Consider the following 26,219-nt stretch of genomic DNA (forward strand, 5'->3'; position numbering starts at 1 on the left):
CCTCAGGCCGCGGATGCTGTGGCCGCGGCCGCGGCCACGCAGCGCTGCATGCGCTGCAGGTCTTCGAACAGCAGGCACACCGGCGCCGCCAGCAGCAAGGCGGACGAATCGCCCGGCACCTCATGCCGCCTTGCGATCTGCGCAAGCTTCGCGAGATCGGGCGCGCCCTTGCCATCGAGCGCATCGGCCATGGCGGCGAGCGCGGCGGCCGCGGTCCGCGCGGTGTCCTGCCACACGGGATCGGCAGCCGGCGCCCGGCGGAACATGCGTTCAAGCACGGTGGCGTCCTGGAAGATCCGCGCCGCGAGCCGCGCCTTGCTGCGGCAGGACTGCGCCGCCGGCACGGCAGCGCCGCGGCGCCGCCAGCGGGCTTCCAGGTCGGCACTGCCCGCGAGCACCGCCAGGCGGGCGAGCGCCGCGCGCGCCGCGGCATTCACGCGCTCGGCCTCGGTTTCGGCTGGCGGCCCGGCAGCACCGCCGCTCCCCAGCGCCAAAAGACGCTTTGCCATACCGCGCAGCAATGCGGCACAACCCGCATCGAAACGCGGACCCGCGCGGTACTCCGACGCGACGACGGAAACCGCCAGCGCCACCCCCACCCCGATGCCGATCTGCAGCATGCGCAGCAGCGCCACCTCGAGCGCCGAGTGGCCGGGAATGGCGCTGGCCGAAAGGACGATCAGCGCGGCCACGGGCGCACTGCGCAAGCCCGGCAGCGCAGCGCCGGCGAAAGCCAGCAGCATGACGGTGGCCAGCGTGGTCGCGAGCACTGGCGCGCCCAGGTGCTGCAGGTAGACCCCCGCGAGTCCGCAGAGCGCGCCGGCGGCCGTGCCGCGCACGCGCTCCCAGCCGGCGTCGAGCGTGGCGCCGGCGCTCGGGCGCATGACGATCAGCACGCTCATCACGGCCCAGAAGCTTTCGGGCAGCCGCATCGCCACCGCCACCCCCCATGCCAGCGCCACCGCGGCCGCCAGCTGTGCGCCCGCGCGCCAGCGGCCCTCGCGCCAGAAGCTGCCGATGCGCCGCAGGGCCGGTGCCGTGGGCATCATCATCGCGGCCGGGCCGCGCCCGCCGAGGGCTCGCCGCCGCCTTCGAGCGCGCCGGCAATGCGGTCGAGCAACCCGCAGGCCTGCAGCAGCAGCGCGCGCTGCTCGGCGCTCAGCGTGGCGCCGATGGCGCGGGCCAATGCGGCCTCGCGCGAGCGCATCAGCGCCTTGAGCCGGCGCAGGCCCTCGGGCGTGAGCGACAGCACCCACTGGCGCCCGTCGGTGACATGCGGCGCGCGCCCGATCCAGCCCTCGGTTTCGAGTTCGGCCAGCAGCCGGGTCAGCGACTGCAGCTTGACGCGTTCATGCCCCGCGAGCGCGGTGGGCGTGCACGGCCCGTGCCGGTGCAGCTGGCCCAGCACGCTGAGCTTGGCTACGCTCGGGCCGTCGGGCGCGGCCGCGCCGCTGCGCAGCTGGCGCGACAGCTGCGACACCGCGGTGCGGACATGCGAGGCGCACTGCGCCGCGTCAGGAGAATCGATCTTGGAAGCCATGCCAGATTGTAAGACATGTCTTGCTATCTGGCGGCGCGGCGCAGCGCGCGCTCAACCCGGGTTCGGCACCGGCTTCACGGGAAAGGTGAGGGCTGGCGCCGCGGGCGCCGGCGGCGCAGAGGGTCGTGGCATCTCAGGCGCCACGCTCGGCACCTCGGGCTCTTCGCCGCCCTGGCCTTCGAGAAAGCGATCGAGCAACGCGAAGAAGCGGTCGTAGAACAGCTCGTCGGTGAGCGTTTCGCTGGCCACCTTGACCATCGCGTCGTCGCTGCCGGCAAAGGGCAGCGAGAGCGAGCCGAAGGCGCCCACGCCCACGCTGGCCGAGTTGTTGACCTTCTTGATGCCGTAGCGGTCCTGCAGCGCGGTCGCGAAGGCCACGGTGCTGCGCTTGCCGGCCTTGCCGCCGCCTTCGCGCGCACACACCACGCGGAACTCGACCTCCACATGCACCTCGGACGCCGGCTGGAAGCTCTTGCGCCCGGTCACCAGGTCGGTGTTGGCCGCGCTGATCATGTAGCCCTGGCTCAGCAGCGCGCGGCGCGCGGCTTCGCAGGTCTGGGCTTCCGTGGCGGAGTAGGTGCGCGTGTGGGTGGTGGTGGAATCGAACTCCTCGGTCTCGTACGACACGCGGCGCGTGCTGCTGCTGCCGCAGCTGGCGAGCACCAGCATGGACGCGAGGCCGAGAACCAGAACGGGCGTGCGAAGGACGGAAGAGGCAGGAGTGGAAAAGGGAGGCAGGGTCATGGAGCGGCGAATCCTAACCGGCGTGCCCGCCGGCGAAGCTTCGAGCATGGCCCGGCGCCGGCGTTCCCCTCGCGCCGCAAATTTTCAGGACCAGCGCAGCAGGTGGTGCGCGCGCTCGCGCGTGGCGGCAATCAGGCGTGCGTTGGGCGCATCGGTGCCGGCCACCCAGTCGCGCGCGGCCTCGGCGCTGCGGCCGAACTGCTGGTGGCGCTTCCGCAGGCGCTCCTCGCGCACGGCATCGTCGATGTCGACGTACCAGACCTCGTCGAGCATGGCCGCCGCGCCGGCCCAGGGGCCATCGTCGTGCAGCAGGTAGTTGCCCTCGGTGATGACCAGTTGCGTCGAAGGCAGCACCGCGATGGCGCCGGCGATCGGCTCCTCGATCTCGCGGCGGAATTCGGGTGCGTAGACGATCGGGTCGTCCGGCCCCTGCGTGCGCAGCCGCTGCAGCAGCGCCACATAGCCGGCGCTGTCGAAGGTGTCGGGCGCGCCCTTGCGGCCGGCGCGGCCGAGCCGCTGCAGCTCGACGTTGGCCAGGTGGAAACCGTCCATCGGTACGACCTGCGCGCGCCCGGCACCAGCGGCCCGCAGCAGCGCCAGCGCGAGCGTGGACTTGCCCGCGCCCGGTGCGCCGACCAGCCCCAGCAGCTTGCGCCGCCCATCGGCCATGAGCGTCTGCAGGCGGGCGAGGGCGTCTTCAGGAATGGCGGGAAGTTGTTGCTCGGGAGAGGTACTCATCCCCCGAGCGTACAACCTTGGCTTCAGTGGATCAGGGGTACAAACCGCGTTCCTGGCGGGCCATCAGGATACGTTCGCAAGCAACGGCGTATGTCGCCGTGCGCAGCGAGATCTTGTGCCTGTCGGCCGTATCCCAGATCTGGTTGAGCGCCTTCATCATGATGCGGTCGAGGCGCACGTTGATCTCGTCCTCGTCCCAGAAGAAAGACGAGAAGTCCTGCACCCATTCGAAGTACGAGACCGTCACGCCGCCGGCATTGCAGATCACGTCGGGCACCACCAGCACGCCGCGCTCGGCCAGGATGTCGTCGGCCGTGGGCACTGTGGGGCCGTTGGCGCCTTCGAGCACCAGCTTGGCACTCGTCTTCTGTGCACGCTCGGCGGTGATCTGGCCTTCGAGCGCCGCGGGAATCAGGATGTCGCAGGCCACCTCCCAGAAGTCTTCGTTGGGCACCACGTCGCCGCCCTTGAAGGCGATCACGCCCTCCTTGTTGGCCACCGGAATCAGCGTCGCGAGGTCGAGGCCGTTGGAATTGACGATGGTGCCGGTGTGGTCCTGCACCGCGACGATCTTGGCGCCCGCCTCGGCAAAGAGCTCGGCCGCGACCGAACCCACGTTGCCGAAGCCCTGCACCGCGATGCGCGCGCCGTGCAGATCGAGGCTCAGCCGGCGCGCCGCTTCGCGGCCCGTGACGAACACGCCGCGGCCCGTGGCCTTGACGCGGCCCAGCGAGCCGCCCAGGTGCAGCGGCTTGCCGGTGACCACGCCGGTGGCGGTGCCGCCGGTGTTCATCGAGTAGGTGTCCATCATCCACGCCATGATCTGCGCGTTGGTGTTCACGTCGGGCGCGGGAATGTCGGTGTGCGGGCCGATGATGATGCCGATCTCGCTGGTGTAGCGGCGCGTGACCTTCTCCAGCTCCTGCAGCGACAGTTTCTTGGGGTCGACGCGGATGCCGCCCTTGGCGCCGCCGTACGGCAGGTTGACGGCGGCCGTCTTGATGGTCATCCAGGCCGACAGCGCCATCACTTCTTCCAGCGTGACGTCAGGGTGGAAGCGCACGCCGCCCTTGCCCGGGCCGCGGCTCATGTTGTGCTGCACGCGGTAGCCCTCGAAGTGGGCGATGGTGCCGTCGTCCATCTCGATCGGCACGTCGACGATCAGCGCGCGCTTGGGGCGCTTGAGCGTTTCCACCCAGCGGGCCAGCGGGCCGAGATAGGGCACCACGCGGTCGACCTGCGAGAGGTAGGTGCCCCAGGGGCTGTCGGCGGTCGGATTGACGAAGGAGAGCTTTTCACTCATGGGAGATCCCTTGGTTTGAATGGATGCCCGCAACGATAGACCTCTCGCGCCCGCCGCGCCATGGCTTATGCGCGCCGCGATGGCGGTTATGCAAGAGAGGTTTGGCCGGACATGACAAAACGGTCATCGCCGGGTCATCGGCACCCGAGCTGCGGTTTCTAGAGTGGAGGCTACCAACCACCGATCGAAAGGACCGATTCCATGACCCGCTCTTGCACCCGCCTGCTCGCCACGGCCGCCGTCTCGTCGCTGCTGGGCCTGGCCGCCGCGCCGAGCCATGCCGGCAACTATGCGGAGGGCGACCCGCGGCCCGTGCCGTTCAGCTCGTCCACCACGCGTGCCGCCGTCTCGGCCGAGGCGCGGCAGTGGCTCGCGACCGCGTCGGCGCCGGGCTATGCCGAGGGCTCGCCGCAGCCCGAGCCGCGCGTGTCGGCGAACAGCCGCGCGGCGGTGGCCGCGGACACGCAGCTGTGGATGCGCTCCGGCCTGGCCGCGCGGCAGAATGGCGAAGCAGGCGCCGATCCGTCGAGCCCCGCCTACCGGCAGGCCGCCGCCGAATACGCGCGGCTGCGCACGAGCCCGGCCTACGGCGCGCTGATCGACGAGTTCAACAGCCGGCAATCGTCGGCGCGCGCAGACGGCAATCCCTTGCGTTGAAGATGGACGGCCGCAGCCTTATGCAATCGCGCTCAGCAGCGCCGCATTGCCGCCGGCCGCCGTGGTGTTGACCGTGACCGTCTGCTCGGCACAGAAGCGGTACAGGTAGTGCGGCCCGCCGGCCTTGGGCCCGGTGCCGCTCAGGCCCTCGCCGCCGAAGGGCTGCACGCCGACCACCGCGCCGATGATGTTGCGGTTCACGTAGATGTTGCCCACATGCGCGCGCGTGGCAAGCGCCTGGGCGCGCGAATCGATGCGGGTCTGGAGGCCGAGCGTGAGGCCGTAGCCGAGTGCATTGATGCGTTCGATCACCTCCGCCGGGTCGCTCAGCGCGCCCTGGCCCCAGCGCGCGATCTGCAGCACGGGCCCGAAGATCTCGCTGGTCACGCTGTCGATGGAGGGCACCTCGTAGGCCTGTGGCGCGATCCGGTTGCCTTCGGTTGAAGAGGAAGAAGAAGAAGAAGCCGGCGCGAGCAGGCGCTTTGCTTCCGAATCCAGGCGCTTCAGATGGCGCCGGATGTTGTCGGCCGCCTCGGCGTCGATGACCGGTCCCACGTCGGTCGACAGCATCGCCGGGTCGCCCGCGGCCAGCTCTGCGGCCGCGCCGCGGATCATCTCGATCACCGCGTCGGCGATGCCCTCGTGCAGCACCAAAAGCCGCAGCGCCGAGCAGCGCTGGCCGGCCGAGCGAAACGCGCTCTGCACCACGGCGTCGACCACCTGCTCGGGCAGCGCGCTCGAATCGACCAGCATCGCGTTGATGCCGCCGGTCTCGGCGATCAGCGGCACGATCGGGCCCTCCTTGGCCGCGAGCGCGCGGTGGATGATGCGCGCCACCTGGGTCGAGCCGGTGAACACCACGCCCGCCACGCCTGGCGCGGCCACCAGCGCGGCACCCACCGTTTCGCCCGGGCCGTGCAGCAACTGCAGCGCGTCGGCCGGCACGCCCGCGGCGTGCAGCAGCTTCACGGCTTCGAGCGCGACGGCCGGCGTCTGCTCGGCCGGCTTGGCCAGCACCGTGTTGCCGGTGGCCAGCGCGGCCGCCACCTGCCCCATGAAGATCGCGAGCGGAAAATTCCACGGGCTGATGCACACCCAGGGCCCGCGCGCCGTGAGCCGCAGTTCGTTGCTCTCGCCCGTGGGACCGGGCAGCGCCACGGGCTGCATGATGCGTTCGGCCTCGTCGGCGTAGTAGCGCAGGAAGTCGACGGCCTCGCGCACTTCGGCCACCGCGTCGCCCCAGGTCTTGAAGGCCTCCTTGACCAGCAGCGCGCAGAAGCGCGGCAGCTCGCGTTGCAGCGCGTCAGCGGCCTGGCGCAGCATGGCGGCGCGCGCCTCGACCGGCGTCTTGCGCCAGCTGCGGAAAGCGGCGGCGCTGGCGGCAACGGCCTTGGGCGCGCTCGCGGCATCGAACACTTCGACAGCGGGCACCGCGGTGGTCGCAAGGGCCGCGAGCAGCGGCGCACGCATCGGCTCGACGGCCAGGTCGACGCCTTCGCTGTTGCGCCGCGCCGGCGCCGGGCCGTAGAGCGCGGGCGGCAGCGGCAGGGCGGGGTTCGCCTCCTCGAGCCAGAGCGGCGACATGAGCAGTTCGCCGATGTCGACGTGCTCGTCGCCCAGCTGGTTCACGAACGACGAATTGGCACCGTTTTCCAAGAGGCGCCGCACGAGGTAGGCGAGCAGGTCCTTGTGCTGGCCCACCGGGGCATACACGCGCACCGGCGCGGTGGTGCTCTTCATGACTTCGCGGTAAACGCCCTCGCCCATGCCATGCAGGCGCTGCAGCTCGAAGGGCGCCCGGGCCGCTTCGGCCATCTGCAGGATGGCCGCGATGGTGCCCGCGTTGTGGGTGGCGAACTGCGGATAGACCGCATCGGGCGCCGACAACAGCGCGCGCGCGCAGGCCAGGTAGCTGACGTCGCTGTGGTGCTTGTGCGTGAAGACCGGGTAGTGCGGCAGGCCGAGCTCCTGGGCGCGCTTGATCTCGGCGTCCCAGTAGGCGCCCTTCACGAGGCGGCACATCAGCCGCAGCTGGTGCCGGCGCGCCACCGCCGTGACATGCGCGATGAGTTCCAGCGCCCGCGTCTGGTAGGCCTGCAGCGCCAGGCCGAAGCCGCGCCACTGCGGCCGTTCGGCGGCCACGCGCGCGGCCAGCGCCTCGAACACGTCGAGGGAGAGTTCGAGCCGGTCGACCTCTTCCGCATCGATGGTGAGGTTGAGGTTGGCATCGGCCGCGAGTTCGCAGAGCTGCCACACGCGCGGCACCAGTTCGCGCATCACGCGCTCGCGCTGCGCGTCCTCGTAGCGCGGATGCAGCGCGCTGAGCTTGATGGAGATGCCGTCGTTGTGCTCGGGCGCACGCGCCGCATCGGCGCCGGCCGCGATGGCGCCGATGGCATGCGTGTAGCTGTCGAGATAGCGCAGCGCATCGGCGTCGGTGCGCGCGCCTTCGCCGAGCATGTCGTAGCTGAACCGCAGGGCGTCCTGCCTGCGATGCGCCGAGCGGGCCTCGTCCATGGCTTCGGCGATGGTCTGTCCCAGCACGAACTGGCGCCCGAGCAGTTGCACCGCGCGCAGCGTCGCGGCCACCACCGTGCGCGCGCCGAGCTTGGCCATGAGGCCGGGCGGATGGTCGCCTTCGGGCAGGAACTTCTTCGACATCGCGATCGCGGCGGAAGACAGCCGCGACAGCGTGGAATCGGCCGTGCCCTCGAAATCGGCGCGGCCGAGCTGGTCGGCGGTGAGCGCGATGGCGGTGGCGGCATCGGGCACGCGAAGCAGCGCCTCGGCCAGGCGCATCAGCGCCAGGCCCTCGGCGCTCGAAATGGGGTATTCGCGCAGCAGGCTTTCCATGGCCCAGAACGGCGGCGGATGGCGGCGCACCGCCTCCACCCAGGGCGTGGCGGCGGCGGCCGCGGCGCTCCAGTCGAGCGCGCCTTCGAGCGAGGCGAGGCGGTGCGAGACGACATCCGCTTCAGGGCGGTACGGGTTGGGCAGGTGCATGGCAGTTCCTTGGTTCTATCCCCTATGGTCTTTGGATATAGGCTGAATCTTTTGCCAAAAAATATGGGCTCAGCCGGATAATTCACCAATGTCTGACCTGGACCTGGATCGCATCGACCTCCGGCTGCTGAAGATTCTTCAGGAAGATGGCCGCATCACCAACCTCAAGCTGGCCGAGATGGTGGCGCTCTCGCCCACCGCGGTGCTGGCGCGGGTGCAGCGGCTCACGCGCGACGGTTTCATCCAGGGCTACGAGGCGCGGCTCGATCCGCACAAGCTCGGTCGCGGCCTCACGGTGTTCGTCGAGATCCTGCTCGACCGCACCACACCCAACGTGTTCGACCAGTTCAAGGCGGCCGTGCAGGTGCGCGACGAAATCATGGAATGCCACATGGTCGCGGGCGGCTTCGACTACCTGCTCAAGACCCGCATGGCCGACATGACGGCCTATCGCGACTTCGCGGGCACGGTGCTGTGGCAACTGCCCGGCGTGCGCGAAACCCGCACCTACGCGGTGATGGAAGAAATCAAGAGCAGCGCCCGGCTGCCGCTGGCCGTTTAGCGCCGGTCAGGCGGGTTTGCGGAGCCGGCCACCGAAGATGGCTGTGCCGATGCGCACCATCGTGCTGCCGGCGCTGATGGCTGCTTCCAGATCAGCGCTCATGCCCAGCGAGAGCGTGTCGATGTCGATGCCGGCGGCGCGAATGGCGTCGTACACGGCGCGGGCACGCAGGCACAGTTCGCGCTGCGCGGCGAAATCCGGCGCCGGTTCCGGAATGGCCATGAGCCCGCGCAGCCGCAAATGTGGCAACGCCGCCACAGCGCGCGCGAGCGGCAATGCCTCGTCCGGCGGCACGCCGGACTTGTTGGCGCCGCCGTCCACATTGACCTGCAGGCACACCTGAAGCGGGGGCAGATGCGGCGGCCGCTGCGCCGAAAGACGCTCGGCAATCTTGAGCCGGTCGATGCCGTGCACCCAGTCGAACTGCTCGGCCACGGGCCGCGTCTTGTTGCTCTGCAGAGGGCCGATGCAGTGCCATTCGAGTTCCGCGCGCAGATCCGCAAGCGCCGCGATCTTGTCCAGCGCCTCCTGCACATAGTTCTCACCGAAGGCCCGCTGCCCTGCCGCATGGGCCTCGCGCACGGCCTCGGGCCCAAAGGTCTTGGACACCGCCAGCAGCCGGACTTCGGCCGGGTTGCGCCCGTGTTCAGCGCAGGCCAATGCGATCCGGTTCTTTACTTGCTGGAGGTCGTCGCCAATCATCGTCATAATCTTCCAAAATCGTATCAAAACGTCACCGAACTCGAGCCGAGGACCCCCGTGGACATTACCCAACTGCTGGCATTCAGCGTCAAGAACAAAGCCTCCGACCTGCACTTGTCGGCCGGCCTGCCGCCGATGATCCGCGTCCACGGCGACGTGCGGCGCATCAACGTCGATGCGCTCGACCACAAGTCGGTGCACGCCATGGTGTACGACATCATGAGCGACACGCACCGCAAGCACTATGAAGAGTTCCTGGAGGTCGACTTCTCGTTCGAGATCGACGGCTTGGCGCGCTTCCGCGTGAATGCCTTCAACCAGGCGCGCGGCGCGGCGGCGGTGTTCCGGACCATTCCCTCGAAGATCCTCTCGCTGGAGCAGCTCAACGCGCCGAAGATTTTCGCGGAACTGGCGCTCAAGCCGCGCGGGCTGGTGCTGGTGACGGGGCCCACCGGCTCGGGCAAGTCGACCACGCTGGCCGCGATGGTCAATTACCTGAACGAAAACGAGTACGGCCACATCCTCACGGTGGAAGACCCGATCGAGTTCGTGCACGAATCCAAGAAGTGCCTGATCAACCAGCGCGAGGTCGGTCCGATGACGCTCTCGTTCTCCAACGCCCTGCGCTCGGCGCTGCGCGAAGACCCGGACGCCATCCTGGTGGGCGAGCTGCGCGACCTGGAAACCATTCGCCTGGCCATGACCGCGGCCGAAACGGGCCACCTGGTGTTCGGCACGCTGCACACCTCGTCGGCCGCCAAGACCATCGACCGGATCATCGACGTGTTCCCGGGCGAGGAAAAGGAAATGATCCGCGCCATGCTGTCCGAATCGCTGCAGGCCGTGATCTCGCAGACGCTGTGCAAGACCAAGGACGGCCAGGGCCGCGTGGCGGCGCACGAGATCATGCTGGGCACGCCGGCCATCCGCAACCTGATCCGCGAGGCCAAGGTGGCGCAGATGTATTCGGCCATCCAGACCGGCCAGGGTGCGGGCATGCAGACGCTGGACCAGAACCTGACCGAGCTCGTGCGCCGCAATGCCATTTCGGCGGCGGAAGCGCGCGGCAAGGCCAAGATCCCCGAGAATTTCCCAGGCTGATCCACAGCCCTTCGGAGCACCGACATCATGGAACGCGATCAAGCCAGCCAATTCATCAACGACCTGCTCAAGCTCATGGTGAGCCGCAACGGCAGCGACTTGTTCATCACCGCCGACTTCCCGCCCGCGATCAAGGTCGACGGCAAGGTCACCAAGGTGTCGCAGCAGGCATTGGGCGCGCAGCACACGCTGGCGCTCACGCGCTCGGTCATGAACGACCGCCAGACGGCCGAGTTCGAGCGCACCAAGGAATGCAACTTCGCGATTTCGCCCACCGGCATCGGCCGCTTCCGCGTGAACGCGTTCGTGCAGCAGGGCAAGGTCGGCATGGTGCTGCGGACCATCCCGGCCAAGCTGCCGACCATCGACGGCCTGGGCATGCCGCAGGTGCTGAAGGACGTGTCCATGACCAAGCGCGGCCTCACCATCCTGGTGGGCGCCACGGGCTCGGGCAAGTCGACCACGCTGGCGGCGATGGTCGACTGGCGCAACGAGAACTCCTACGGCCATATCGTGACGGTGGAAGACCCGGTCGAGTTCGTGCATCCGCACAAGAACTGCGTGGTGACGCAGCGCGAAGTGGGCATCGACACCGACAGCTGGGAAGCCGCGCTCAAGAACACGCTGCGCCAGGCGCCCGACGTGATCCTGATGGGCGAAATCCGCGACCGCGAGACCATGGAGCACGCGGTGGCTTTCGCGGAAACCGGCCACCTGTGCATGGCCACGCTGCACGCCAACAGCGCCAACCAGGCGCTGGACCGGATCATCAACTTCTTCCCCGAAGAGCGCCGCGCCCAGCTGCTGATGGACCTGTCGCTGAACCTGCGCTCGCTGATCTCGCAGCGCCTGGTGCCCACCGAGGACGGCCAGGGCCGCGTGGCGGCAGTGGAAGTGCTGCTGAACACGCCGCTGATCTCCGACCTGATCTTCAAGGGCGAAGTGGGCGAGATCAAGGAGATCATGAAGAAGAGCCGCAACCTCGGCATGCAGACCTTCGACCAGGCGCTGTTCGACCTGTTCGAGAGCCACTCGATCACCTTCGAGGACGCGATCCGCAACGCCGACTCGGCCAATGACCTGCGCTTGCAGATCAAGCTCAACAGCCAGCGTGCGCGCAGCACCGACTTGTCGGCCGGCACGGAGCATTTCGCGATCGTATAGACGCGGATGACGCGGGCATCGGGTTGGCTTTAAGCTCTCGCCCATGAGCAGCATCAACCCCCGAACCTACGAATCCACCCCCTCCCAGACGGTGGCCTTCCTGGGCCTTGGCGTCATGGGCGGCCCGATGGCCGGGCACCTGGCCAAGGCCGGCCACAAGGTCACGGTCTACAACCGCACACCGGCCAAGGCCGAGGCCTGGGTCGCCGAATTCGGCGCGCCCGGCCGCCATGCCGCCACCCCGCGCGAAGCGGTCGCGGGCGCCGACATCGTCTTCAGCTGCGTGGGCAATGACGACGACCTGCGCGCCGTGGTGCTGGGCCCGAACGGCGCCTTCGCGGGCATGAAGAAGGGCAGCGTGCTCGTCGACCACACCACCGCTTCGGCCGACGTGGCACGCGAACTGGCGAATGCGGCGGCGTCGGCCGGACTGCAGTTCATCGACGCGCCCGTGTCCGGCGGCCAGGCCGGCGCGCAGAACGGCGCGCTCACCGTGATGTGCGGCGGCGACAAGGCGAGCTTCGAACGCGTCAAGCCGGTGATGACCGCCTTCGCGCGCGCCGTCACGCTGCTGGGCGCGAGCGGCGCCGGCCAGCTGGCCAAAATGGTGAACCAGATCGCCATCGCGGGCCTGGTGCAGGGCCTCTCCGAAGCCATTGCCTTCGGCCAGCGCGCCGGCCTCGACATGAAGCTGGTGCTCGATGTGATCGGCAAGGGCGCCGCCCAGAGCTGGCAGATGGACAACCGCGGCAAGACCATGATCGAGGGCAAGTTCGACTACGGCTTTGCCGTCGACTGGATGCGCAAGGACCTGGGCCTGGTGCTCGACGAGGCCAAGCGCAACGGCGCGCGCGTGCCCGTCACGGCGCTGGTCGACCAGTTCTATGCCGACGTACAGCAGGCCGGCGGCAAGCGCTGGGATACGTCGAGCCTGATCATCCGGCTCAAGTAAAAACAAGGCCCGTGCAAACGGGCCTTGTTTTTTTGCTGGATCAGCGCACCGGCGAGGTCGTCGGGGTGCCGGGTTGCGCCGGCGGCAGCGGCTCCATCGGCGGCAGCGGCACGCGCGACGAAGAAGAAGTCCCGGGTGCCGACGACGGCGCGGGTGCAGGAGCGGGTGTGGATGCCCCCGTGCCGCCCCGCTGCGCCTGGCTGGCCAGTTCGGCCTCGCTCACCACCTCGACCACGCGCACCACCTTCTGCACGCCCGAAATGCCGCGTGCGATTTCGGTCGCGCGGTCGGTTTCGCGGCGCGTCGCGATGCCCATCAGGTAGACCACGCCGCGCTCGGTCACCACCTTGAACGAATTGGCGAAGATGTCCTTGGCGTCGAGCAGCGAGGCCTTGACCTTGCCGCTGATGAACACGTCGTTCGAGCGTTCCTGGAAAGTGCTGGACTGGCCGACGGTGACCTCGTTGACCACCGAGCGCACGTTGTCCACGCGCTGCACCACGTCCTCGACGCGGCGGCGGTCGGCCTCGCTGCCCACGGCGCCCGTCAGCAGCACCTGGCGGTTGAAGCTGGTGACGCTCACGTACATGTTGTCGTTGGCGATTTCGCGCACACGGGCGGCCGCGCGCAGCTCGATGCCCTGGTCGTCGAGCTGGGCGCCGGAGCTGCGGCGATCGGTCGCCACCATGCCCATGCCCACCGCTGCGGCCCCTCCGACCACGAGCGGCACGCAGGCCGACAGCCCGGCAACCAGCACGGTCCCCGCGGCAAGAGCAATGGCGAGGCGTTGGAACGGTGTCGTTGTCATGTGGAAGCTTCCTGTTCTCCGAGTAGCTGGGCATCCACGCCGTCGCACAGGCAGTGCAGTGCGAGCAGGTGGACTTCGTGGATACGCGCCGCACGTTCGTGCGACACGCCGATCTGGACGTCCGTTTCGCGCAGCGCGCGGCCGATGGCGCCACCGGTTCCGCTGCTGCCCGCGGCGGGCGATGCCGGCTGGCCGGCGCTGGCGTTGCCCAGCAGCGCGACCACCGTCATGTCGCGCTCGTGCGCGGCCATGACCGCCGCCAGCACGGCCGCCGACTGACCGCTGGCGCTGAGCGCAAGCAGCACGTCGCCGGCCTGGCCGAGTGCGCGCACCTGGCGGGCAAAGCGGTCGGCGTCGATGGCGTTGGCGCTGTCGGCCGTGGGGTCGGTGCTGTCGCCGGGCAGCGCGATGGCGCCGAGCTCGGGGCGCTCGCGCTCGAAGCGGCCGACGAAATGCGCCGCGAACTGCGCCGCCAGCAGGCCCGAGACGCCCGCACCGCAGGCCAGCACCTTGCCGCCGCTGGTCACGCACGCCAGGATGGCCTGCATTGCCTGCGAAATGGGTTTGCTGAGGACTGGGCCGGCCTGGTACTTGAGGTCGGCGCTATCGATGAAGTGTTGCTGAATCCGTTGCTCGAGCATGGGGCGCGATGATACCGGGGGGCGATGAAACAAGACGTTTGCGATATGTGTGGGGGTGGAGCCTGCGGCGCGCTGTCAGTTCCCGCCCGCGTCGAACGCCCCCTGCAGCCAGGTGATGCGCTCCTCGACCAGCACCACGTCGAAGCGGCACGGCGGCAGCGTGCGCAGACCGTTCAGGTAGTGGCGCGCGGCAAAGACGATGCGCCGCTGCTTGACGCCCGTGATGCTGCCGCCGGCACCGCCGTGCGTGCCGGTGCTGCGCTGGCGCACCTCCACGAACACCAGCGTGGCGTCGCGCGGATCGCGCATGATCAGGTCGATCTCGCCGCCGCCGCGCCCGGGCGTTCGATAATTGCGCGCAACCAGCGCCAGGCCCGCGCATTGAAGGTGGTCGAGCGCGGCGTCTTCCGCCGCGTCGCCACGATGCTTGGTCGTGATGGTCTTCATGCTTGCCCTCCCTGCCGGCTTTCTTTTTTGTTCCTACGGAGAAACCCCTTGGCTTCACTAGTACCCGCTTCCTTCGGCGCCGCCCTTGCGGCCGCGCGCGATGCCTCGGGTGCACAGCATTATCCGCAGGGCACGCTGTACGTGGTGGCCACGCCCATCGGCAACCTGGCCGACATCACGCTGCGCGCGCTGCATGTGCTGCAGCTGGTGGACGCCATCGCCTGCGAGGACACGCGCCACACGCAGAGCCTGCTGCGCGCCTACGGCATCGACCGGCCGAATGCCCAGCTGCTGGCCGTGCACCAGCACAACGAGGCCGAGGCTGCCCAGGCCGTGGTCGCGCGGCTCGCGCTGGGCGAGCGCATTGCTTACGTGAGCGACGCCGGCACGCCGGGCGTGAGCGACCCGGGCGCGCGGCTGGTCGCGGCGGTGCGCGGTGCCGGCCAGCGCGTGCTGCCGCTGCCGGGCGCGAGCAGCGTCACCACGCTGGTCGGCGCCGCCGGCCTCGTGGCGGCGGGCGACGAGAGCAGCGCCTTCGTGTTCGCGGGTTTCCTGCCGACCAAGGCCGGCGAGCGCGACGCGGCCGTGAAGGCGCTGGCGCAGGAGCGGCGCGCGGTGGTGCTGCTGGAAGCGCCGCACCGCATCGAGGCCGTGGCGCGCGCCCTCGCGGCGCTGGGCGAGCGCCGCATCACCGTCGGCCGCGAACTCACCAAGCAATTCGAGGAAATCGCGACCCTCGCCGCCGCCGAGCTGCCGGGCTGGTTCGCAGCCGGCCGCGACCGCACGCGCGGCGAATTCGCACTGGTGCTGCACCCCGTGGCCGCGGCCGCCGACGACGGCAGCGCCGAAGGCGAACGCGTGCTGCGCCTGCTGCTGGCCGAGCTGCCCGTGAAGACCGCGGTGCGGCTCGCGGCCGAGATCAGCGGCGCGCCGCGCAATGCGCTGTATGAAACGGCGCTGCGCATTCGCAATGACGACGAGGACGAGGGCGGCGCGTAGCCGCACCCTGCAGGCTTACAGCCCGCCCGGCAGCAGCGCGGCCAGCGCCTCGCGCATCCAGCGCGCGATCAGCTGCTGGCGCTCGCGCGGCATGCGGTCCAGCGTCGACGCCACGCTGACGGCGGCCACGGGCTCGCCTTCGCTGCTGCGCACCGCCATGCCCACGGCCAGCACCCCATCGGTGGCATGGTTGCCGATGACCGACCAGCCACGCTCGCGCGTCGCGCGCACCAGGAGCGCCATGCGCTCGGGCGTCATGCCGCCGTAGCGCCCGAGGACGGGGGCATTGGCAGCGATGGCGGACGCCATCTCGTCGTCCGGCAACGCCGACAGCAGCGCCAGGCCCGCCGCGCCCACGCCCAGCGGCTGGCGCGTGCCCACCTGGATCACCAGGATCTGTACCGGATGCGTGCCCACATGGCGCGCGATGCAGTGCGATGCCGGGCCTTCGCGCACGATCGCGAAAGCCGCATCGCCGCAGGCTGCGCTCACGCGTTCCAGCACCGGACGCAGGCGCATCGCCATGTTGGGCATGCCGGCGGGCTGCGCCATGGCCGCCAGCCGCGGCCCCGCCACATAGCGAAAGCGCCCGCGCTGGGCGGCATAGCCGCTCTCCACCAGCGTGGCCAGCAGGCGGTGGACCGTGGCGCGCTCCAGCCCCGCCGCGCGGCACAGGTCCACCACGCGCAGGCCTTCGCGGCCACTGGCCAGCACGGCGTCCAGCAACTGCAGGCCGCGCCGCAGCGTGCGGCTGCCGGCGTCTTCGCCGGGCTCGGCGCCTGCCGCGGCACGGGCTGAAACGTCCGGCTGGCGGACGTTCTTGTTCGCGGTTCGGGAGGGCATACGAAAGAATTTCTCGGTCGACGGAGCCATCGCGCAGTGTGCCGCAGCACGGCAAGACGCGGCCCGCGACAGGCATTGCATACCCAACTGGAGACAAGAAGTGACTTCGTATTCCGCACCCCGCCGGCATGGGCTGGCGTTCGCCGCCGCCCTCGCCTGCTGCGCCGCGCTGCCCCTGCAGGCGCAGCCCGCCGCCCCATGGCCGTCCAAGCCCGTGAAGCTCGTGGTCGGCTACGCCGCCGGCGGCGCCACGGACGTGATCGCGCGCCTCGTCGCCGTCAGGCTGGGCGAGCAGCTCGGCCAGCCCTTGCTGGTGGACAACCGCACGGGCGCCAACAGCAACGTGGGCGCCGAGTACGTGGCCCGCGCGCCCGCCGACGGCTACATGCTCTACGTCTACACCATCGCGAACACCATCAACGCCTCGCTCTACGGCAAGCTGGGCTACGACCCGGTCAAGGACTTCGAGCCCATCGGCCTGATCGCGAAGATTCCCAACATCCTCGTGGTGAATCCGTCGCTGCCCGTGAAGAGCGTGGCCGACTACGTGCGCTTCGCCAAGGAGTCCAAGGAAGGCATCACCTTTGCCTCGTCCGGCAGCGGCTCGTCCATCCACCTGTCGGGCGAGATGTTCAAGATGCAGGCCAAGCTCAACATGCTGCACGTGCCCTACCGCGGCAGCGCGCCAGCGGTCACCGACCTCTTGGGCGGCCAGGTGCAGTCGATGTTCGACAACACGCCGTCGGCCCTGCCGCACGTGCAGGGCGGGCGCCTGCGCGCCCTCGCGATCACCAGCGCCCGGCGTTCGCCGCTGCTGCCCGACGTGCCCACGCTGGCCGAGTCGGGCTATCCGGGCTTCGACGTGCAGTCGTGGTTCGGCCTGGCCGCCCCCGCCGGCACGCCGCGCCCCGTGATCGACCGCCTGAATGCCGCGCTCGGCAAGGTGCTGGCCGCGCCCGAGGTGCGCCAGCGCCTGCAGGACCTGGCCGCCACCCCCGAACCCGGCACGCCCGAGCAGATGCGCAGCTTTGCCGCGGCCGAGATCAAGCGCTGGCGCGAAGTGGTGAAGGAGTCCGGCGCCAAGGCCGAGTAACGACGACAAGAGATCCGCACAGGAGCACACCGACCCATGTTTCCCATCGACTTCTTCTGGCGCGCCGCGGCGCGCTGGCCCGACAACATTGCCATCGACGCCCCCGAAGGCACCCTCCGCTACGAGGCGCTCGCCGCCCAGGTGGCGGCGCTGGCGGCCGCGCTCGTCGCCCTCGACCCCGCACCGCAAAGCCGCGTGACCATCTGCGCGAAGAACAGCGCGGAGCACATCGCTGCGCTGCTCGCGGTGCTGGCCTGCGGCAAGGTCTGGGTGCCGCTGAATCCGCAGAGCACGCGGCCGGAGATCCGCCGCATCGTCGATGCCACCGAGCCTTCGATCCTCGTGCTCGACGGTGCCTGCGCCGGGCTGCTCGACGGCGCGCCCGGCACGCGCATCCACACCGGCACGGCGCCGCGGGATGAAACCACCATCGCGGCCCTGGTGGCCCGGCATGCCGGCGCGCCACGCCCTTCGTTCGCGCTGCCGCTGGACGCCACGCAGGCGATCAAGTTCACCGGCGGCACCACCGGCGCGCCCAAGGGCGTGATGCAGCCGTACCGCGCATGGCTCGCCAACATCGCCAACCAGATCCACGCCTGGGGCTTCGACGAGCACGAGCGCTACGTCGTGGCGGCGCCGATCACGCACGGCACCTCGACCTACGTGCTGCCCATCCTCGCGCAAGGCGGCTGCCACGTGGTGCTGCCCGCAGCCGGCGCCGAGGCCGTGCGCACGGCCTTCCGCGAGCGCGGCGGCACGGCGTGCTTCATGCCGCCGACGCTGGTCTACATGCTGATGGCGCTGCCGGGCGCGTCGCGCGCCGACTTCCCGCGCCTGCGCCGGCTGATCTATGGCGGCGCGCCGATGCCCTCCGAAAAGATCCGCGAGGTGCGCGCGTTCTTCGGCCCGGTGCTGGGCACCACATACGGCCAGACCGAGGCGCCCCAGATCCTCACCGTGATGCTTCCCGAGGACTTCGAGGATGAGCGCAACTGGGCCGCCGTGGGCCGCACCGCCTGGTTCAGCGACGTGGCCATCATGGCGCCGGACGGCCGGCTGCTGCCCGCCGGCGAGGTCGGCGAAGTGGTGGCGCGCGGCGACCTGCTGATGACCGGCTACTGGCGCCTGCCCGAAAAAACCGCCGAGACGCTGGTGGACGGCTGGCTGCACACCGGCGACCGGGGCCTGATCGACGAGCGCGGCTATCTCTACCTGAAGGACCGCCTGAAGGACATGGTCATCACGGGCGGCTTCAACGTGTACCCGGTGGACGTGGAGAACGCGCTGGGCCAGCACCCGGCCGTGCACGAGTGCGCGGTGTTCGGCATTCCCGACGACAAGTGGGGCGAGGCGGTGCAGGCCGCCGTGCAGCTGCGCCCCGGACGCCATGCCACCGAGGTCGAGCTGATCGCCTTCGTGCGCGAGCGCCTGGGCCCCGTGCAGACGCCCAAGCACATCCATTTTCACGAGGCCCTGCCGCGTTCGCCCGTGGGCAAGGTGCTCAAGAGCGCCGTGCGCGAACTCGCCATGGGCACCGCCGCCACTTCCTGAATGAAAGAGACCACGCCATGACTTCCACCTCCGAAACTCCCGTCACCCGCCTGTGCACCCACACGCTCACCAGCCTGCACTACCGCGATGCCGACCTGGTCGAAGACCTGCTCGGCAAGAAGACCTTCACCGAGGTGATGCTGATGCAGATCCTGAACCGCACGCCGCGCGGCGTGGACCTGCGCATCACCGACGCGGTGCTGGTGGTGCTGATGGAGCACGGCCTTACGCCCAGCGCCATTGCCACGCGCCTGATCTACATGAGTGCGCCCGAGAACCTGCAGGGCGCCGTCTCGGCCGGGCTGCTGGCCGTGGGCAGTTCGTTCGTGGGCACCATGGAGAACTGCTCCGGCCTGCTCGACCGCATCGGCGCGGCCGCCGACCCCGATGCCGAAGCGATGGAGATCGCGCGCCACTACAAAGGTCTCAAGAGCCCGGTGCCGGGCTTCGGCCACCACCTGCACAAGCCGGTGGACCCGCGCGCCTACAAGCTGCTCGACATGGCGCGCGCCGAGCCCGAACTGGCCGGCGACAAGGTACGGGCGCTGGAGCGCCTGTCCGCCGCGGTGGACGCCGTGGCCGGACGCCCCATCACCATCAACGCGACCGGTGCGGTGGCCGCGCTGCTCGGCGAGATCGGCGTGCCCACAGGCGTGATGCGCGGCTTCGCCGTGATCTCGCGCGCCGCGGGGCTGGTGGCGCACATCGTCGAGGAGCAGCAAAGCCCATCGGGGCGCTTCATCTGGGACACCGTCGAGCATGCGATTCCGTTCGTGGGAGCGAGCGGGAAGGGCGACTCATGAGCCTCACTCCTCCTGCGCTGCCACTGGACCTGTCGGGGCGTGTCGTCTTCGTGCTGGGCGCGGGCTCGGCGGGACCGGGCTGGAGCATCGGGCGGGCGTCGAGCGTCACCTATGCCCGGCTCGGCGCTCGTGTGTGCGTGGCAGACCGCGACGCCGCCTCCGCCGAGGAAACCACCGCGCTGATCCGCGCCGAAGGCGGCACCGCCGAGACCTTCATCGGCGATGCGGCGGACGAGGCCGACGTGGCCCGGCTCTTTGGCGAAGCACGCGAGCGCTTCGGCACGGTCGACGTGCTGCACCACAACGTGGGTATCGGCAAGACCGGCGGCCCCATGGAGACCAGCGCCGAGGACTTCGACCGCATCCACGCAGTGAACGTGCGCAGCCTGCTCCTGTCCACCCGGCAGGTGCTGCCCGGCATGGTCGAGCGCGGGCGCGGCGCCATCGTCGCCATCTCGTCGATTGCAGGCATGCGCTACCTGGGCTATCCGCACTTGGCTTACGGCGTGACCAAGGCCGCGGTCACGCAGTTCACGCGCATGGTGGCGCAGCAATATGCAGCCCAGGGCGTGCGCGCCAACACCGTCGTGCCGGGGCTGATCGACACGCCGCGCATCGCCAACACGGTGGCAAAGGTGTTCTCGGACACCAGCCTGGACGAGGCCAAGGCTGCCCGCGCCCGGCAGGTGCCCATGGGCCGCATGGGCACGGCCTGGGACGTGGCCCATGCCTGCGCGTTCCTGGCGTCGGATGCGGCGGCCTATGTGACCGGCACCGAGCTGCTCGTGGATGGAGGCATCACCGGCAAGTTCGTGTAGCCCGATGGCATGCCTGCCGATGCGCAGGCCTCAGCCATCCAGCTCGGCATAGCGCCTGAAGATCCCGTCCTCGTTGAACGCGATGCGGCGCGGGCTTTGCAGGTAGTCGTGCACGCGCTGGCGGCGGCGGACGTTGTCGTGCAGTTTCTCGACCGCCGGCGTGTCGGCCAGCGCGCGGGCCGCGGCCTTCGGGAACGCGTAGCGCAGGCCTTCGACCAGCTGGAACAGCGACAGGTCGGCGTAGGTCAGCACATCGCCCACGAGGTGCGACGGCCCCGCGGGATTGCGCTGCAGCACGCGCTCGAACCAGTTCAGGAACTTGGGAATCCGCTCTTCGCGGAAAGCCCGCGCGCGCTGCACGGCGGCATCGCGCTGGTCCTCGTAGTAGGCACCGGTGGAGATCGGATGGTGCGTGTCGTGCGCCTCCGCCACCACGTCGGCAATGGTGAGCTGCAGCTGGTGCGTCCAGAGGCCGTCGGATTCGCCGACGCCCGCGAGGCCCAGCCGCGGCCCGAGGTACAGCAGGATGGCCGCGGTTTGTCCCACGACAATGTCGCCGTCGATCAGGAACGGCGGTGCGAAGGACGGGCGGACGATCTCGGGGTCGTCGAGCCGGTCGCCCAGTGCGGACTCGCCGCCGCCCTTCGATTCAGGCAGCCGCGCCACGTCGACATAGTCCGCACCGGCCGCCTCGAGCGCGAGCCGCACGAATTCCCCGCGGCCCTGGATGGTGGGCCAGTAGTGGAGTTGATAGGTGGTCATGCAGCCATGGTGTCAGGCTCCGCATGCCCCTGCAACCGCCCCGCTCTTAGGGCCCTCAGAGCCCCTCGGCAAGCTCCACTGCGCGGCGCCTGGCCTCAGCCCTTGCACCGGCATCGACGTCCGGCCCCATCAGCGTCTTCTCGACCACCACGGAGCGCACCTCGCGCACGCCGATGAAGCGCAGCCAGGTCTCGATGTAGGGCAGCTGAAAGTCGAGCGCGTGCGCTGAGCCGTCCTTTCCCAGCGGGTAGTCCAGGCCCCTCGCGCACACCACGGTCGCGCACCGCGTCTGCAGCATGCCCGACAGGCCCGAGGCGTCGAAGCGGAACAGCACGTCCTTGTGCGACACCACGTCGATCAGGTGCTTCAGCTTGTAGGGAATACCAAAGTTCCACAGCGGCATCGCCAGCACGATGTGATCCGCCGCGTGGAAAGGCGCGGCAATGCGCCGCACCTCGTCCCAGGCCGTTTGCTGGGCGGCGGTGAGCGGCACGCCGTTGATGCCGGCGTACTTGGCGTCGAGCATGTCCTGCGACAGCTCCGGGAGCGCCATCGTCCAGGGGTTCAGCGTGGTGACATGGCATGCCGGGTGGACGCGCTTGACTTCGTCGATGAAGGCGCCGGCCACTTCGATGCTGGCGGAGCGCGTGGTCCTTGGCGAGGTCTCGATGTACAGGAGTTCTTTCATGGCGTGCAGGGGTGAGTGGTTCAGAAGGCCAAGGCTAGGCAGCACGAACCCTGCACACAAGCAACATAATTTGCAGCCATTCAGAACCAATCTCACTGAAACCGATGCTCGACTCCCAACAGCTGCGCGCCTTCGTCTCGGTGGCCGACCACGGCAGCGTGACCCGGGCGGCCGAAGCCATGCACCTGACGCAATCGGCCGTGAGCGCGCAGATCCGGCGGCTGGAAGAGCAGCTGGGCTGCCGCGTCTTCGACCGCACCACCCGGTCGCTGCAGCTCACGGCCCAGGGCAGCGTGCTGCTGAGCTATGCCCGGAGCATCCTCAACCTGCAGCAGCAGGCGGTCTCCAGGCTTGCGGCGCCCCGCCATGCGCCGGCGACGCTGCGCCTCGGATGCTCGGAGGGGTTTTCCAGCGAATGGCTGTTCGCCGCGCTCGCGGGCTTTCGCCAGCGCAGGCCCGACGTGCATGTGGAAATCACCTGCGGCATCAGCACGGTGCTTGCCAGGCAGGTGCGGCAGCGCTCGCTGGACCTGATGGTCGGCACGGTCTGCGACGCCGGCAGCGACACCGAAACGCTCTGGATGGAACCGCTGGTGTGGGCCTTTTCGGAAAGGGCGCTGCTCGACCCCGATGCCCCCGCCCCGCTCGCGTTTCTGTCGGAGCCCTGCCCGTTCCGCGAAGCCGCGCTCGCCTCGCTGGCCGGCCACGGAACGACGAACTGGCAGATCGTGCTGACCGCGCAGAGTTCTGGCGCCCTGGCGGCCGCCGCGGCCGCCGGCCTGGCCATTACCGTGCTGACGCCTTCCGGCATGCCGCCCTTGCTGCGCTCCATTGCGCCGGGCAGCTTCCTGCCGCCGCTGCCGCCCGCCCGCTTCGTGATCCAGCAGGCCGAAGGGAGCACGGCGCCGGAGCCGCTGGCAGCGCTGGTCGACGAGGTGCGCGAGGCCTGCTTTCGATGGCGCGGGGCGCATGCGCTGCCGCCCCGGCCCTGACTCATCGGCAGGCCACTCGCTGGCACAGATTCTGCTCGCCACATCAACGCGGAGTAGAAGCGGTCAGCAGATGCACCATCTGCGGGACATTGCTCCGGATGACATCCAGGCAAGCCTCGTTTTGCTTCGTGCGTTTCATCCGCTCCGCCGGCATCTGCCGGTGCTTTCAGCGGACGGCTTCGCATGGTGGCGATGCAGCGCCTGGATATTTCTTCCAAGGCAACGCATCCACAGGGACGAACGCATGAAATTCTTCAATACTGGCCGCTCCACGCTGCTGCGGCGCTGGACCTTCCCCTTGTCGCTGATCGCGGCCATCGCTGCACCCGCGCATGGCGCCGACAAGCTCCGGTTCGGCTTGAACTGGTACCCGCAGGCCGAGCATTGCGGCTGGTTCCAGGCGCAGGCCGCCGGGCTGTACAAGAAGGCCGGCCTGGAGGTGGAACTGATCGGCGGCAGCCCCGACCGGAACGTGCCGCTGCTGGTGGCCGCGGGCGAGCTGGACCTTGGCATGGGTTCGAGCTTCACCACGCTCAACATGGCGGCGCGCGGCATTCCCGCGCGCACCATTGCCGCCTTCCTGCAGAAGGATCCGCAGACGCTGGTCGCGCATGCGGACCAAGGCGTGAAGACGCTGGCCGACCTGAAGGGCCGGCCGATCATGGTCGCCAAGTTCTCGCAGGCGGAGTTCTGGGCTTTCCTCAAGCAGAAGCACGGTTTCAGCGACAGCCAGCTGCGCCCCTACGCGTATTCACCGGCGCCCTTCCTGGCCGATGCCAAGGCGGTTCAGCAGGGCTACATCACGGAAGACGCCCAGCTGCTTGGCAAGGCGCTGCCGAAGCCGCCGGTCTCGATCCTGCTGGCCGATTACGGCTACGAGAACTACGCATCGACGATCTTCGCGATGGACCGCTACATTGCCGCCAACGAAAAGGCGGTTGCCGCATTCGTCGAGGCGACCCGGGCCGGGTGGCAGCAATGCATCGATGGCGACTACGCACCCGCGCTGAACGCCGTGGTTGCCGCGGACCCGAAGCACGACGTCGCGCTCTTCCACTTCAAGATGAAGCAGATGAAGGAGCTGGCCATGGTGAAGCATGGCGATGCGCTGCAGGCCGGTGCCGGCGCCATGTCGGACGCACGCTGGAAGCGCTTCTTCGACACCATGTCGGCGGCCGGCATCTACCCTGCGACGCTGGACTACAAGGCCGCCTACACGCTTCGGTTCAGCAGCGCCAAGGCGGCCTGGCAATGACGCAGCAAGCCAGCCACGGCACCGCGTCGGTGCCGCTGATCGACATGGCGCCGTTCATGAGCGGGGATGCCGCCGCGCGGCTCGACATCGCCCGGCAGTTTGGCAGGGCCTTCGAGGAGACCGGCTTTGCGGCCATCGTCAACCATGGCGTCTCCGCGCGCCTGGCGGACGATGTCTACGCGCAGGCCAAGGCATTCTTCGCCTTGCCGCTCGACCACAAGTCGCAACTGATGCCCCCCGAGAAGGTCAAGGGCCGCGGCTACCTGCCGATGGGCATCGAGAGCGTGGCGGCCACCCTGCATGGCGAGACGCCGCCGGACCTTTGCGAGGCGCTCGTCTTCGCGTCGCTGCAGCGCGAACGCGATGGCCGGGGCCAGCGCAATCTGTGGCCCAGCGAGCCGCCGGGGTTCGACCAGAACATCAATGCCTGGTTCGACGCCATCCATGGCCTGTGCGGCCGGCTCATGCGCATGTCGGCGCTGGCGCTCGACCTGCCCGAAGACTGGTTCGATGCCTGCTTTGGCGAGCCCTCGCTCACGCTGCGCTTCGTCAATTATCCGGACCAGCCGGTCGAGCCGCGGCCGGGCCAGCTGCGCTACGGCGCGCACCACGACTACGGCGGCCTCACCATCCTGCGCCAGGACAATGCGCCGGGCGGGCTGGAGGTCTGCGATCTTCAGGGCCGCTGGCACGACGTGCCGGTGATTGCGGACAGCTTCGTGATCAACGTCGGCGACCTCATGCAGCGCTGGACCAACGGCCGGTGGCGGTCGACACTGCACCGCGTCAGCAACCCGCCGCGCGACCTGACCGGCTCCACGCAGCGCCTGTCGATGGTGGCGTTCACCGGTCCTGAAGAAAGCACGAGCGTCGAATGCCTGCCCTCCTGTTGCGATGCCGCCCATCCGGCCCGCTTCGAGCCGGTGATTGCGGGGGAGTACATCCACGGCAAGCTGCGCTCGTCGATGGAATTGACGGCCCCGGCATCATCGCGCTGACTGCCGCCGCGAACCCCGTTTGTGGCGGCAGCAGCAACAGCAGCCTGCTACTCGGCGGTGATCCCCGCCTTGCGCACCACCTCGCCAAACTTCACGAGGCGCTCGGACATCATCTTCTCGAAGGCGGCGGGCGTCATTTCCTCGGGCGCGATCACGCCGCGGTCCTTGAGGCTGGCCTGCATGGCCGGCGACGTGGCCACCTGGCGCACGGCCTTGTACAGCGTCTGCACGATGGCGTCCGGCGTGCCGCCCGGGGCGGCGAGGCCGGTCCACGAGGTGAGGTTGAGCTGCGGGTAGCCCACTTCGGCCATGGTGGGCACGTCGGGCAGTTGCGGCAGGCGCTGGTCGGCCGCCACCGCCAGGGCGCGCACCTTGCCGGCCTGGATGTGCGGCAGCATGATGACCAGGTTGTCGAGGATGAACTGCACCTCGTTGGACAGCACCGCCGTGATCAGCGGCGAGCCGCCGCGGTAGGGAATGTGCGTGGTGAACACGCCCGTGGCAGCCTTGAGCATCTCCACGTTGAGCTGGCCCATGCTGCCCACGCCGCCGCTGCCGTAGTTGAGCTTGCCGGGGTTCTTCTTCGCGTAGTCGATGAACTCCTTGAAGGTCTTGATGGGCAGGCTCGAATGCACCACCAGCGCGTTGGGCTGGCGGCCCAGGATGGCGATGTTCTCGAAGTCCTTGACGGGGTCGTAGCCCACCTTGGGCTGCGTGAGCGGGTTGGCCAGGTGGCTGCTCTGCGACGACACCACCAGCGTGTAGCCGTCGGGCTTGCCGCGCGCCACCATCTGCGACGCCACCGAGCCGCCCGCGCCGGCGCGGTTCTCCACCACGATGGGCACGCCCAGCGCGCTAGACAGCGGCTCCGAATACTGGCGCGCCATGATGTCCACCGACCCGCCGGGAGGGAACGGCACCACGAGCGTGATGGGTCGCGAGGGGTACTTGTCGTCGGCGTGCGCCGCCAGCGGAGCCAGGCCCGCAAGGCCAAGCCCCAGGCCGGCGTTGAGGATGTGGCGGCGGGTGGGTTGTGTGGAATGCATGAATCGGCT

General features: G+C 69.4%; 27 protein-coding genes. 13 read left to right on the forward strand and 14 right to left on the reverse strand.

Annotated elements, in window-relative coordinates; genetic code table 11:
• Positions 1-2 precede the first annotated feature (2 nt).
• From QFZ47_RS09770 to QFZ47_RS09790, 5 genes are all read right to left on the reverse strand, one after another.
• On the reverse strand, positions 3-1,052 hold the full coding sequence (locus QFZ47_RS09770; protein WP_307655454.1) for an FUSC family protein: 1,050 nt from the start codon (positions 1,050-1,052) through the stop codon (positions 3-5).
• On the reverse strand, positions 1,049-1,540 hold the full coding sequence (locus tag QFZ47_RS09775; RefSeq protein ID WP_307655455.1) for a MarR family winged helix-turn-helix transcriptional regulator: 492 nt from the start codon (positions 1,538-1,540) through the stop codon (positions 1,049-1,051). The genes QFZ47_RS09770 and QFZ47_RS09775 overlap by 4 nt, the downstream gene beginning before the upstream one ends.
• A gap of 51 nt (positions 1,541-1,591) precedes the next feature.
• A complete protein-coding gene (locus QFZ47_RS09780; RefSeq protein WP_307655456.1) occupies positions 1,592-2,284 on the reverse strand; it encodes a DUF2242 domain-containing protein in 693 nt (230 codons plus the stop codon).
• Positions 2,285-2,368: 84 nt separating this feature from the next.
• On the reverse strand, positions 2,369-3,022 hold the full coding sequence (locus QFZ47_RS09785) for a nucleoside/nucleotide kinase family protein (protein WP_307655457.1): 654 nt from the start codon (positions 3,020-3,022) through the stop codon (positions 2,369-2,371).
• 31 nt (positions 3,023-3,053) lie between these two features.
• Positions 3,054-4,325, reverse strand: coding sequence for a Glu/Leu/Phe/Val family dehydrogenase (locus QFZ47_RS09790; RefSeq protein ID WP_307655458.1), 1,272 nt, complete (start codon positions 4,323-4,325; stop codon positions 3,054-3,056).
• Between the two features lie 201 nt (positions 4,326-4,526).
• Between QFZ47_RS09790 and QFZ47_RS09795 the strand changes: the two genes are divergently transcribed.
• A complete protein-coding gene (locus tag QFZ47_RS09795; protein WP_307655459.1) occupies positions 4,527-4,982 on the forward strand; it encodes a hypothetical protein in 456 nt (151 codons plus the stop codon).
• Positions 4,983-5,000: 18 nt separating this feature from the next.
• On the opposite strand, the gene QFZ47_RS09800 is transcribed toward QFZ47_RS09795, so the two are convergent.
• Positions 5,001-7,985, reverse strand: coding sequence for an L-glutamate gamma-semialdehyde dehydrogenase (locus QFZ47_RS09800; RefSeq protein ID WP_307655460.1), 2,985 nt, complete (start codon positions 7,983-7,985; stop codon positions 5,001-5,003).
• An 88-nt stretch (positions 7,986-8,073) separates the two neighbouring features.
• Between QFZ47_RS09800 and QFZ47_RS09805 the strand changes: the two genes are divergently transcribed.
• Positions 8,074-8,547: an Lrp/AsnC ligand binding domain-containing protein gene (locus QFZ47_RS09805; RefSeq protein WP_307655461.1), complete on the forward strand. Its 474-nt coding sequence runs from the start codon at positions 8,074-8,076 to the stop codon at positions 8,545-8,547.
• A gap of 6 nt (positions 8,548-8,553) precedes the next feature.
• On the opposite strand, the gene QFZ47_RS09810 is transcribed toward QFZ47_RS09805, so the two are convergent.
• Positions 8,554-9,255, reverse strand: a complete 702-nt coding sequence (locus QFZ47_RS09810) for a YggS family pyridoxal phosphate-dependent enzyme (protein ID WP_307658916.1) — start codon at positions 9,253-9,255, stop codon at positions 8,554-8,556.
• Positions 9,256-9,306: 51 nt separating this feature from the next.
• Here QFZ47_RS09810 and QFZ47_RS09815 point away from each other — a divergent pair, with 51 nt between their 5' ends.
• Genes QFZ47_RS09815 through QFZ47_RS09825 form a run of 3 tightly spaced genes read left to right on the forward strand, consistent with a single transcriptional unit; the run spans position 9,307 to position 12,466 of the window.
• Positions 9,307-10,350, forward strand: a complete 1,044-nt coding sequence (locus QFZ47_RS09815) for a type IV pilus twitching motility protein PilT (protein WP_307655462.1) — start codon at positions 9,307-9,309, stop codon at positions 10,348-10,350.
• Positions 10,351-10,377: 27 nt separating this feature from the next.
• Positions 10,378-11,514: a PilT/PilU family type 4a pilus ATPase gene (locus tag QFZ47_RS09820; protein ID WP_307655463.1), complete on the forward strand. Its 1,137-nt coding sequence runs from the start codon at positions 10,378-10,380 to the stop codon at positions 11,512-11,514.
• Between the two features lie 43 nt (positions 11,515-11,557).
• Positions 11,558-12,466, forward strand: a complete 909-nt coding sequence (locus QFZ47_RS09825; RefSeq protein WP_307655464.1) for an NAD(P)-dependent oxidoreductase — start codon at positions 11,558-11,560, stop codon at positions 12,464-12,466.
• Between the two features lie 40 nt (positions 12,467-12,506).
• Here the strand turns inward: QFZ47_RS09825 and QFZ47_RS09830 are convergent, their stop codons facing one another.
• From QFZ47_RS09830 to QFZ47_RS09840, 3 genes are all read right to left on the reverse strand, one after another.
• Positions 12,507-13,274, reverse strand: coding sequence for a BON domain-containing protein (locus tag QFZ47_RS09830; RefSeq protein WP_307655465.1), 768 nt, complete (start codon positions 13,272-13,274; stop codon positions 12,507-12,509).
• Positions 13,271-13,915, reverse strand: coding sequence for an SIS domain-containing protein (locus tag QFZ47_RS09835; protein WP_307655466.1), 645 nt, complete (start codon positions 13,913-13,915; stop codon positions 13,271-13,273). Before QFZ47_RS09835 ends, QFZ47_RS09830 begins: the two co-directional genes overlap by 4 nt.
• Positions 13,916-13,990: 75 nt before the next feature.
• Complete coding sequence (locus tag QFZ47_RS09840) at positions 13,991-14,362, reverse strand: YraN family protein (protein ID WP_307655467.1); 372 nt, start codon at positions 14,360-14,362, stop codon at positions 13,991-13,993.
• Between the two features lie 48 nt (positions 14,363-14,410).
• On the opposite strand from QFZ47_RS09840, the gene rsmI reads away from it, so the two are divergent.
• The gene (rsmI, locus tag QFZ47_RS09845) at positions 14,411-15,361 is read left to right on the forward strand and encodes a 16S rRNA (cytidine(1402)-2'-O)-methyltransferase (protein WP_307655468.1); all 951 of its coding nucleotides are present in this window, start codon (positions 14,411-14,413) and stop codon (positions 15,359-15,361) included.
• A 15-nt stretch (positions 15,362-15,376) separates the two neighbouring features.
• Here the strand turns inward: rsmI and QFZ47_RS09850 are convergent, their stop codons facing one another.
• Entirely contained in the window at positions 15,377-16,204 is an 828-nt protein-coding gene (locus tag QFZ47_RS09850) for an IclR family transcriptional regulator (protein ID WP_307655469.1), read from the reverse strand.
• A 100-nt stretch (positions 16,205-16,304) separates the two neighbouring features.
• Between QFZ47_RS09850 and QFZ47_RS09855 the strand changes: the two genes are divergently transcribed.
• Genes QFZ47_RS09855 through QFZ47_RS09870 form a run of 4 tightly spaced genes read left to right on the forward strand, consistent with a single transcriptional unit; the run spans position 16,305 to position 20,469 of the window.
• Entirely contained in the window at positions 16,305-17,297 is a 993-nt protein-coding gene (locus QFZ47_RS09855; RefSeq protein WP_307655470.1) for a tripartite tricarboxylate transporter substrate binding protein, read from the forward strand.
• 36 nt (positions 17,298-17,333) lie between these two features.
• A complete protein-coding gene (locus QFZ47_RS09860; RefSeq protein WP_307655471.1) occupies positions 17,334-18,848 on the forward strand; it encodes a class I adenylate-forming enzyme family protein in 1,515 nt (504 codons plus the stop codon).
• 17 nt (positions 18,849-18,865) lie between these two features.
• Positions 18,866-19,651 carry a citryl-CoA lyase gene (locus tag QFZ47_RS09865; protein WP_307655472.1) on the forward strand — a complete coding sequence of 262 codons (786 nt, stop codon included), beginning with the start codon at positions 18,866-18,868 and terminating at the stop codon, positions 19,649-19,651.
• The gene (locus QFZ47_RS09870) at positions 19,648-20,469 is read left to right on the forward strand and encodes an SDR family NAD(P)-dependent oxidoreductase (protein ID WP_307655473.1); all 822 of its coding nucleotides are present in this window, start codon (positions 19,648-19,650) and stop codon (positions 20,467-20,469) included. Before QFZ47_RS09865 ends, QFZ47_RS09870 begins: the two co-directional genes overlap by 4 nt.
• 30 nt (positions 20,470-20,499) lie before the next feature.
• Here the strand turns inward: QFZ47_RS09870 and QFZ47_RS09875 are convergent, their stop codons facing one another.
• Positions 20,500-21,231 (reverse strand): glutathione S-transferase, encoded by a 732-nt coding sequence (locus QFZ47_RS09875; protein ID WP_307655474.1) that lies wholly within the window; start codon positions 21,229-21,231, stop codon positions 20,500-20,502.
• A 55-nt stretch (positions 21,232-21,286) separates the two neighbouring features.
• On the reverse strand, positions 21,287-21,919 hold the full coding sequence (locus QFZ47_RS09880) for an FMN-dependent NADH-azoreductase (protein WP_307655475.1): 633 nt from the start codon (positions 21,917-21,919) through the stop codon (positions 21,287-21,289).
• Positions 21,920-22,023: 104 nt separating this feature from the next.
• Here QFZ47_RS09880 and QFZ47_RS09885 point away from each other — a divergent pair, with 104 nt between their 5' ends.
• From QFZ47_RS09885 to QFZ47_RS09895, 3 genes are all read left to right on the forward strand, one after another.
• Complete coding sequence (locus tag QFZ47_RS09885) at positions 22,024-22,911, forward strand: LysR family transcriptional regulator (RefSeq protein ID WP_307655476.1); 888 nt, start codon at positions 22,024-22,026, stop codon at positions 22,909-22,911.
• Positions 22,912-23,155: 244 nt separating this feature from the next.
• Positions 23,156-24,166 (forward strand): ABC transporter substrate-binding protein, encoded by a 1,011-nt coding sequence (locus tag QFZ47_RS09890; protein WP_307655477.1) that lies wholly within the window; start codon positions 23,156-23,158, stop codon positions 24,164-24,166.
• Complete coding sequence (locus tag QFZ47_RS09895; RefSeq protein WP_307655478.1) at positions 24,163-25,164, forward strand: isopenicillin N synthase family dioxygenase; 1,002 nt, start codon at positions 24,163-24,165, stop codon at positions 25,162-25,164. The genes QFZ47_RS09890 and QFZ47_RS09895 overlap by 4 nt, the downstream gene beginning before the upstream one ends.
• A gap of 47 nt (positions 25,165-25,211) precedes the next feature.
• On the opposite strand, the gene QFZ47_RS09900 is transcribed toward QFZ47_RS09895, so the two are convergent.
• Positions 25,212-26,210 carry a Bug family tripartite tricarboxylate transporter substrate binding protein gene (locus QFZ47_RS09900; RefSeq protein ID WP_307655479.1) on the reverse strand — a complete coding sequence of 333 codons (999 nt, stop codon included), beginning with the start codon at positions 26,208-26,210 and terminating at the stop codon, positions 25,212-25,214.
• Positions 26,211-26,219: the final 9 nt, after the last annotated feature.

This window comes from Variovorax paradoxus, assembly GCF_030815975.1.
GTDB classification, from domain to species: domain Bacteria; phylum Pseudomonadota; class Gammaproteobacteria; order Burkholderiales; family Burkholderiaceae_C; genus Variovorax; species Variovorax paradoxus_N.

Bases quoted from the DNA above. Each gene is read 5' to 3' on its own strand.
- QFZ47_RS09770 (WP_307655454.1), bottom strand. From the start codon at position 1,052: ATGATGATGCCCACGGCACCGGCCCTGCGGCGCATCGGCAGCTTCTGG.
- QFZ47_RS09775 (WP_307655455.1), bottom strand. From the start codon at position 1,540: ATGGCTTCCAAGATCGATTCTCCTGACGCGGCGCAGTGCGCCTCGCAT.
- QFZ47_RS09780 (WP_307655456.1), bottom strand. From the start codon at position 2,284: ATGACCCTGCCTCCCTTTTCCACTCCTGCCTCTTCCGTCCTTCGCACG.
- QFZ47_RS09785 (WP_307655457.1), bottom strand. From the start codon at position 3,022: ATGAGTACCTCTCCCGAGCAACAACTTCCCGCCATTCCTGAAGACGCC.
- QFZ47_RS09790 (WP_307655458.1), bottom strand. From the start codon at position 4,325: ATGAGTGAAAAGCTCTCCTTCGTCAATCCGACCGCCGACAGCCCCTGG.
- QFZ47_RS09795 (WP_307655459.1), top strand. From the start codon at position 4,527: ATGACCCGCTCTTGCACCCGCCTGCTCGCCACGGCCGCCGTCTCGTCG.
- QFZ47_RS09800 (WP_307655460.1), bottom strand. From the start codon at position 7,985: ATGCACCTGCCCAACCCGTACCGCCCTGAAGCGGATGTCGTCTCGCAC.
- QFZ47_RS09805 (WP_307655461.1), top strand. From the start codon at position 8,074: ATGTCTGACCTGGACCTGGATCGCATCGACCTCCGGCTGCTGAAGATT.
- QFZ47_RS09810 (WP_307658916.1), bottom strand. From the start codon at position 9,255: ATGACGATGATTGGCGACGACCTCCAGCAAGTAAAGAACCGGATCGCA.
- QFZ47_RS09820 (WP_307655463.1), top strand. From the start codon at position 10,378: ATGGAACGCGATCAAGCCAGCCAATTCATCAACGACCTGCTCAAGCTC.
- QFZ47_RS09825 (WP_307655464.1), top strand. From the start codon at position 11,558: ATGAGCAGCATCAACCCCCGAACCTACGAATCCACCCCCTCCCAGACG.
- QFZ47_RS09830 (WP_307655465.1), bottom strand. From the start codon at position 13,274: ATGACAACGACACCGTTCCAACGCCTCGCCATTGCTCTTGCCGCGGGG.
- QFZ47_RS09835 (WP_307655466.1), bottom strand. From the start codon at position 13,915: ATGCTCGAGCAACGGATTCAGCAACACTTCATCGATAGCGCCGACCTC.
- QFZ47_RS09840 (WP_307655467.1), bottom strand. From the start codon at position 14,362: ATGAAGACCATCACGACCAAGCATCGTGGCGACGCGGCGGAAGACGCC.
- QFZ47_RS09850 (WP_307655469.1), bottom strand. From the start codon at position 16,204: ATGCCCTCCCGAACCGCGAACAAGAACGTCCGCCAGCCGGACGTTTCA.
- QFZ47_RS09860 (WP_307655471.1), top strand. From the start codon at position 17,334: ATGTTTCCCATCGACTTCTTCTGGCGCGCCGCGGCGCGCTGGCCCGAC.
- QFZ47_RS09865 (WP_307655472.1), top strand. From the start codon at position 18,866: ATGACTTCCACCTCCGAAACTCCCGTCACCCGCCTGTGCACCCACACG.
- QFZ47_RS09870 (WP_307655473.1), top strand. From the start codon at position 19,648: ATGAGCCTCACTCCTCCTGCGCTGCCACTGGACCTGTCGGGGCGTGTC.
- QFZ47_RS09875 (WP_307655474.1), bottom strand. From the start codon at position 21,231: ATGACCACCTATCAACTCCACTACTGGCCCACCATCCAGGGCCGCGGG.
- QFZ47_RS09880 (WP_307655475.1), bottom strand. From the start codon at position 21,919: ATGAAAGAACTCCTGTACATCGAGACCTCGCCAAGGACCACGCGCTCC.
- QFZ47_RS09885 (WP_307655476.1), top strand. From the start codon at position 22,024: ATGCTCGACTCCCAACAGCTGCGCGCCTTCGTCTCGGTGGCCGACCAC.
- QFZ47_RS09890 (WP_307655477.1), top strand. From the start codon at position 23,156: ATGAAATTCTTCAATACTGGCCGCTCCACGCTGCTGCGGCGCTGGACC.
- QFZ47_RS09895 (WP_307655478.1), top strand. From the start codon at position 24,163: ATGACGCAGCAAGCCAGCCACGGCACCGCGTCGGTGCCGCTGATCGAC.
- QFZ47_RS09900 (WP_307655479.1), bottom strand. From the start codon at position 26,210: ATGCATTCCACACAACCCACCCGCCGCCACATCCTCAACGCCGGCCTG.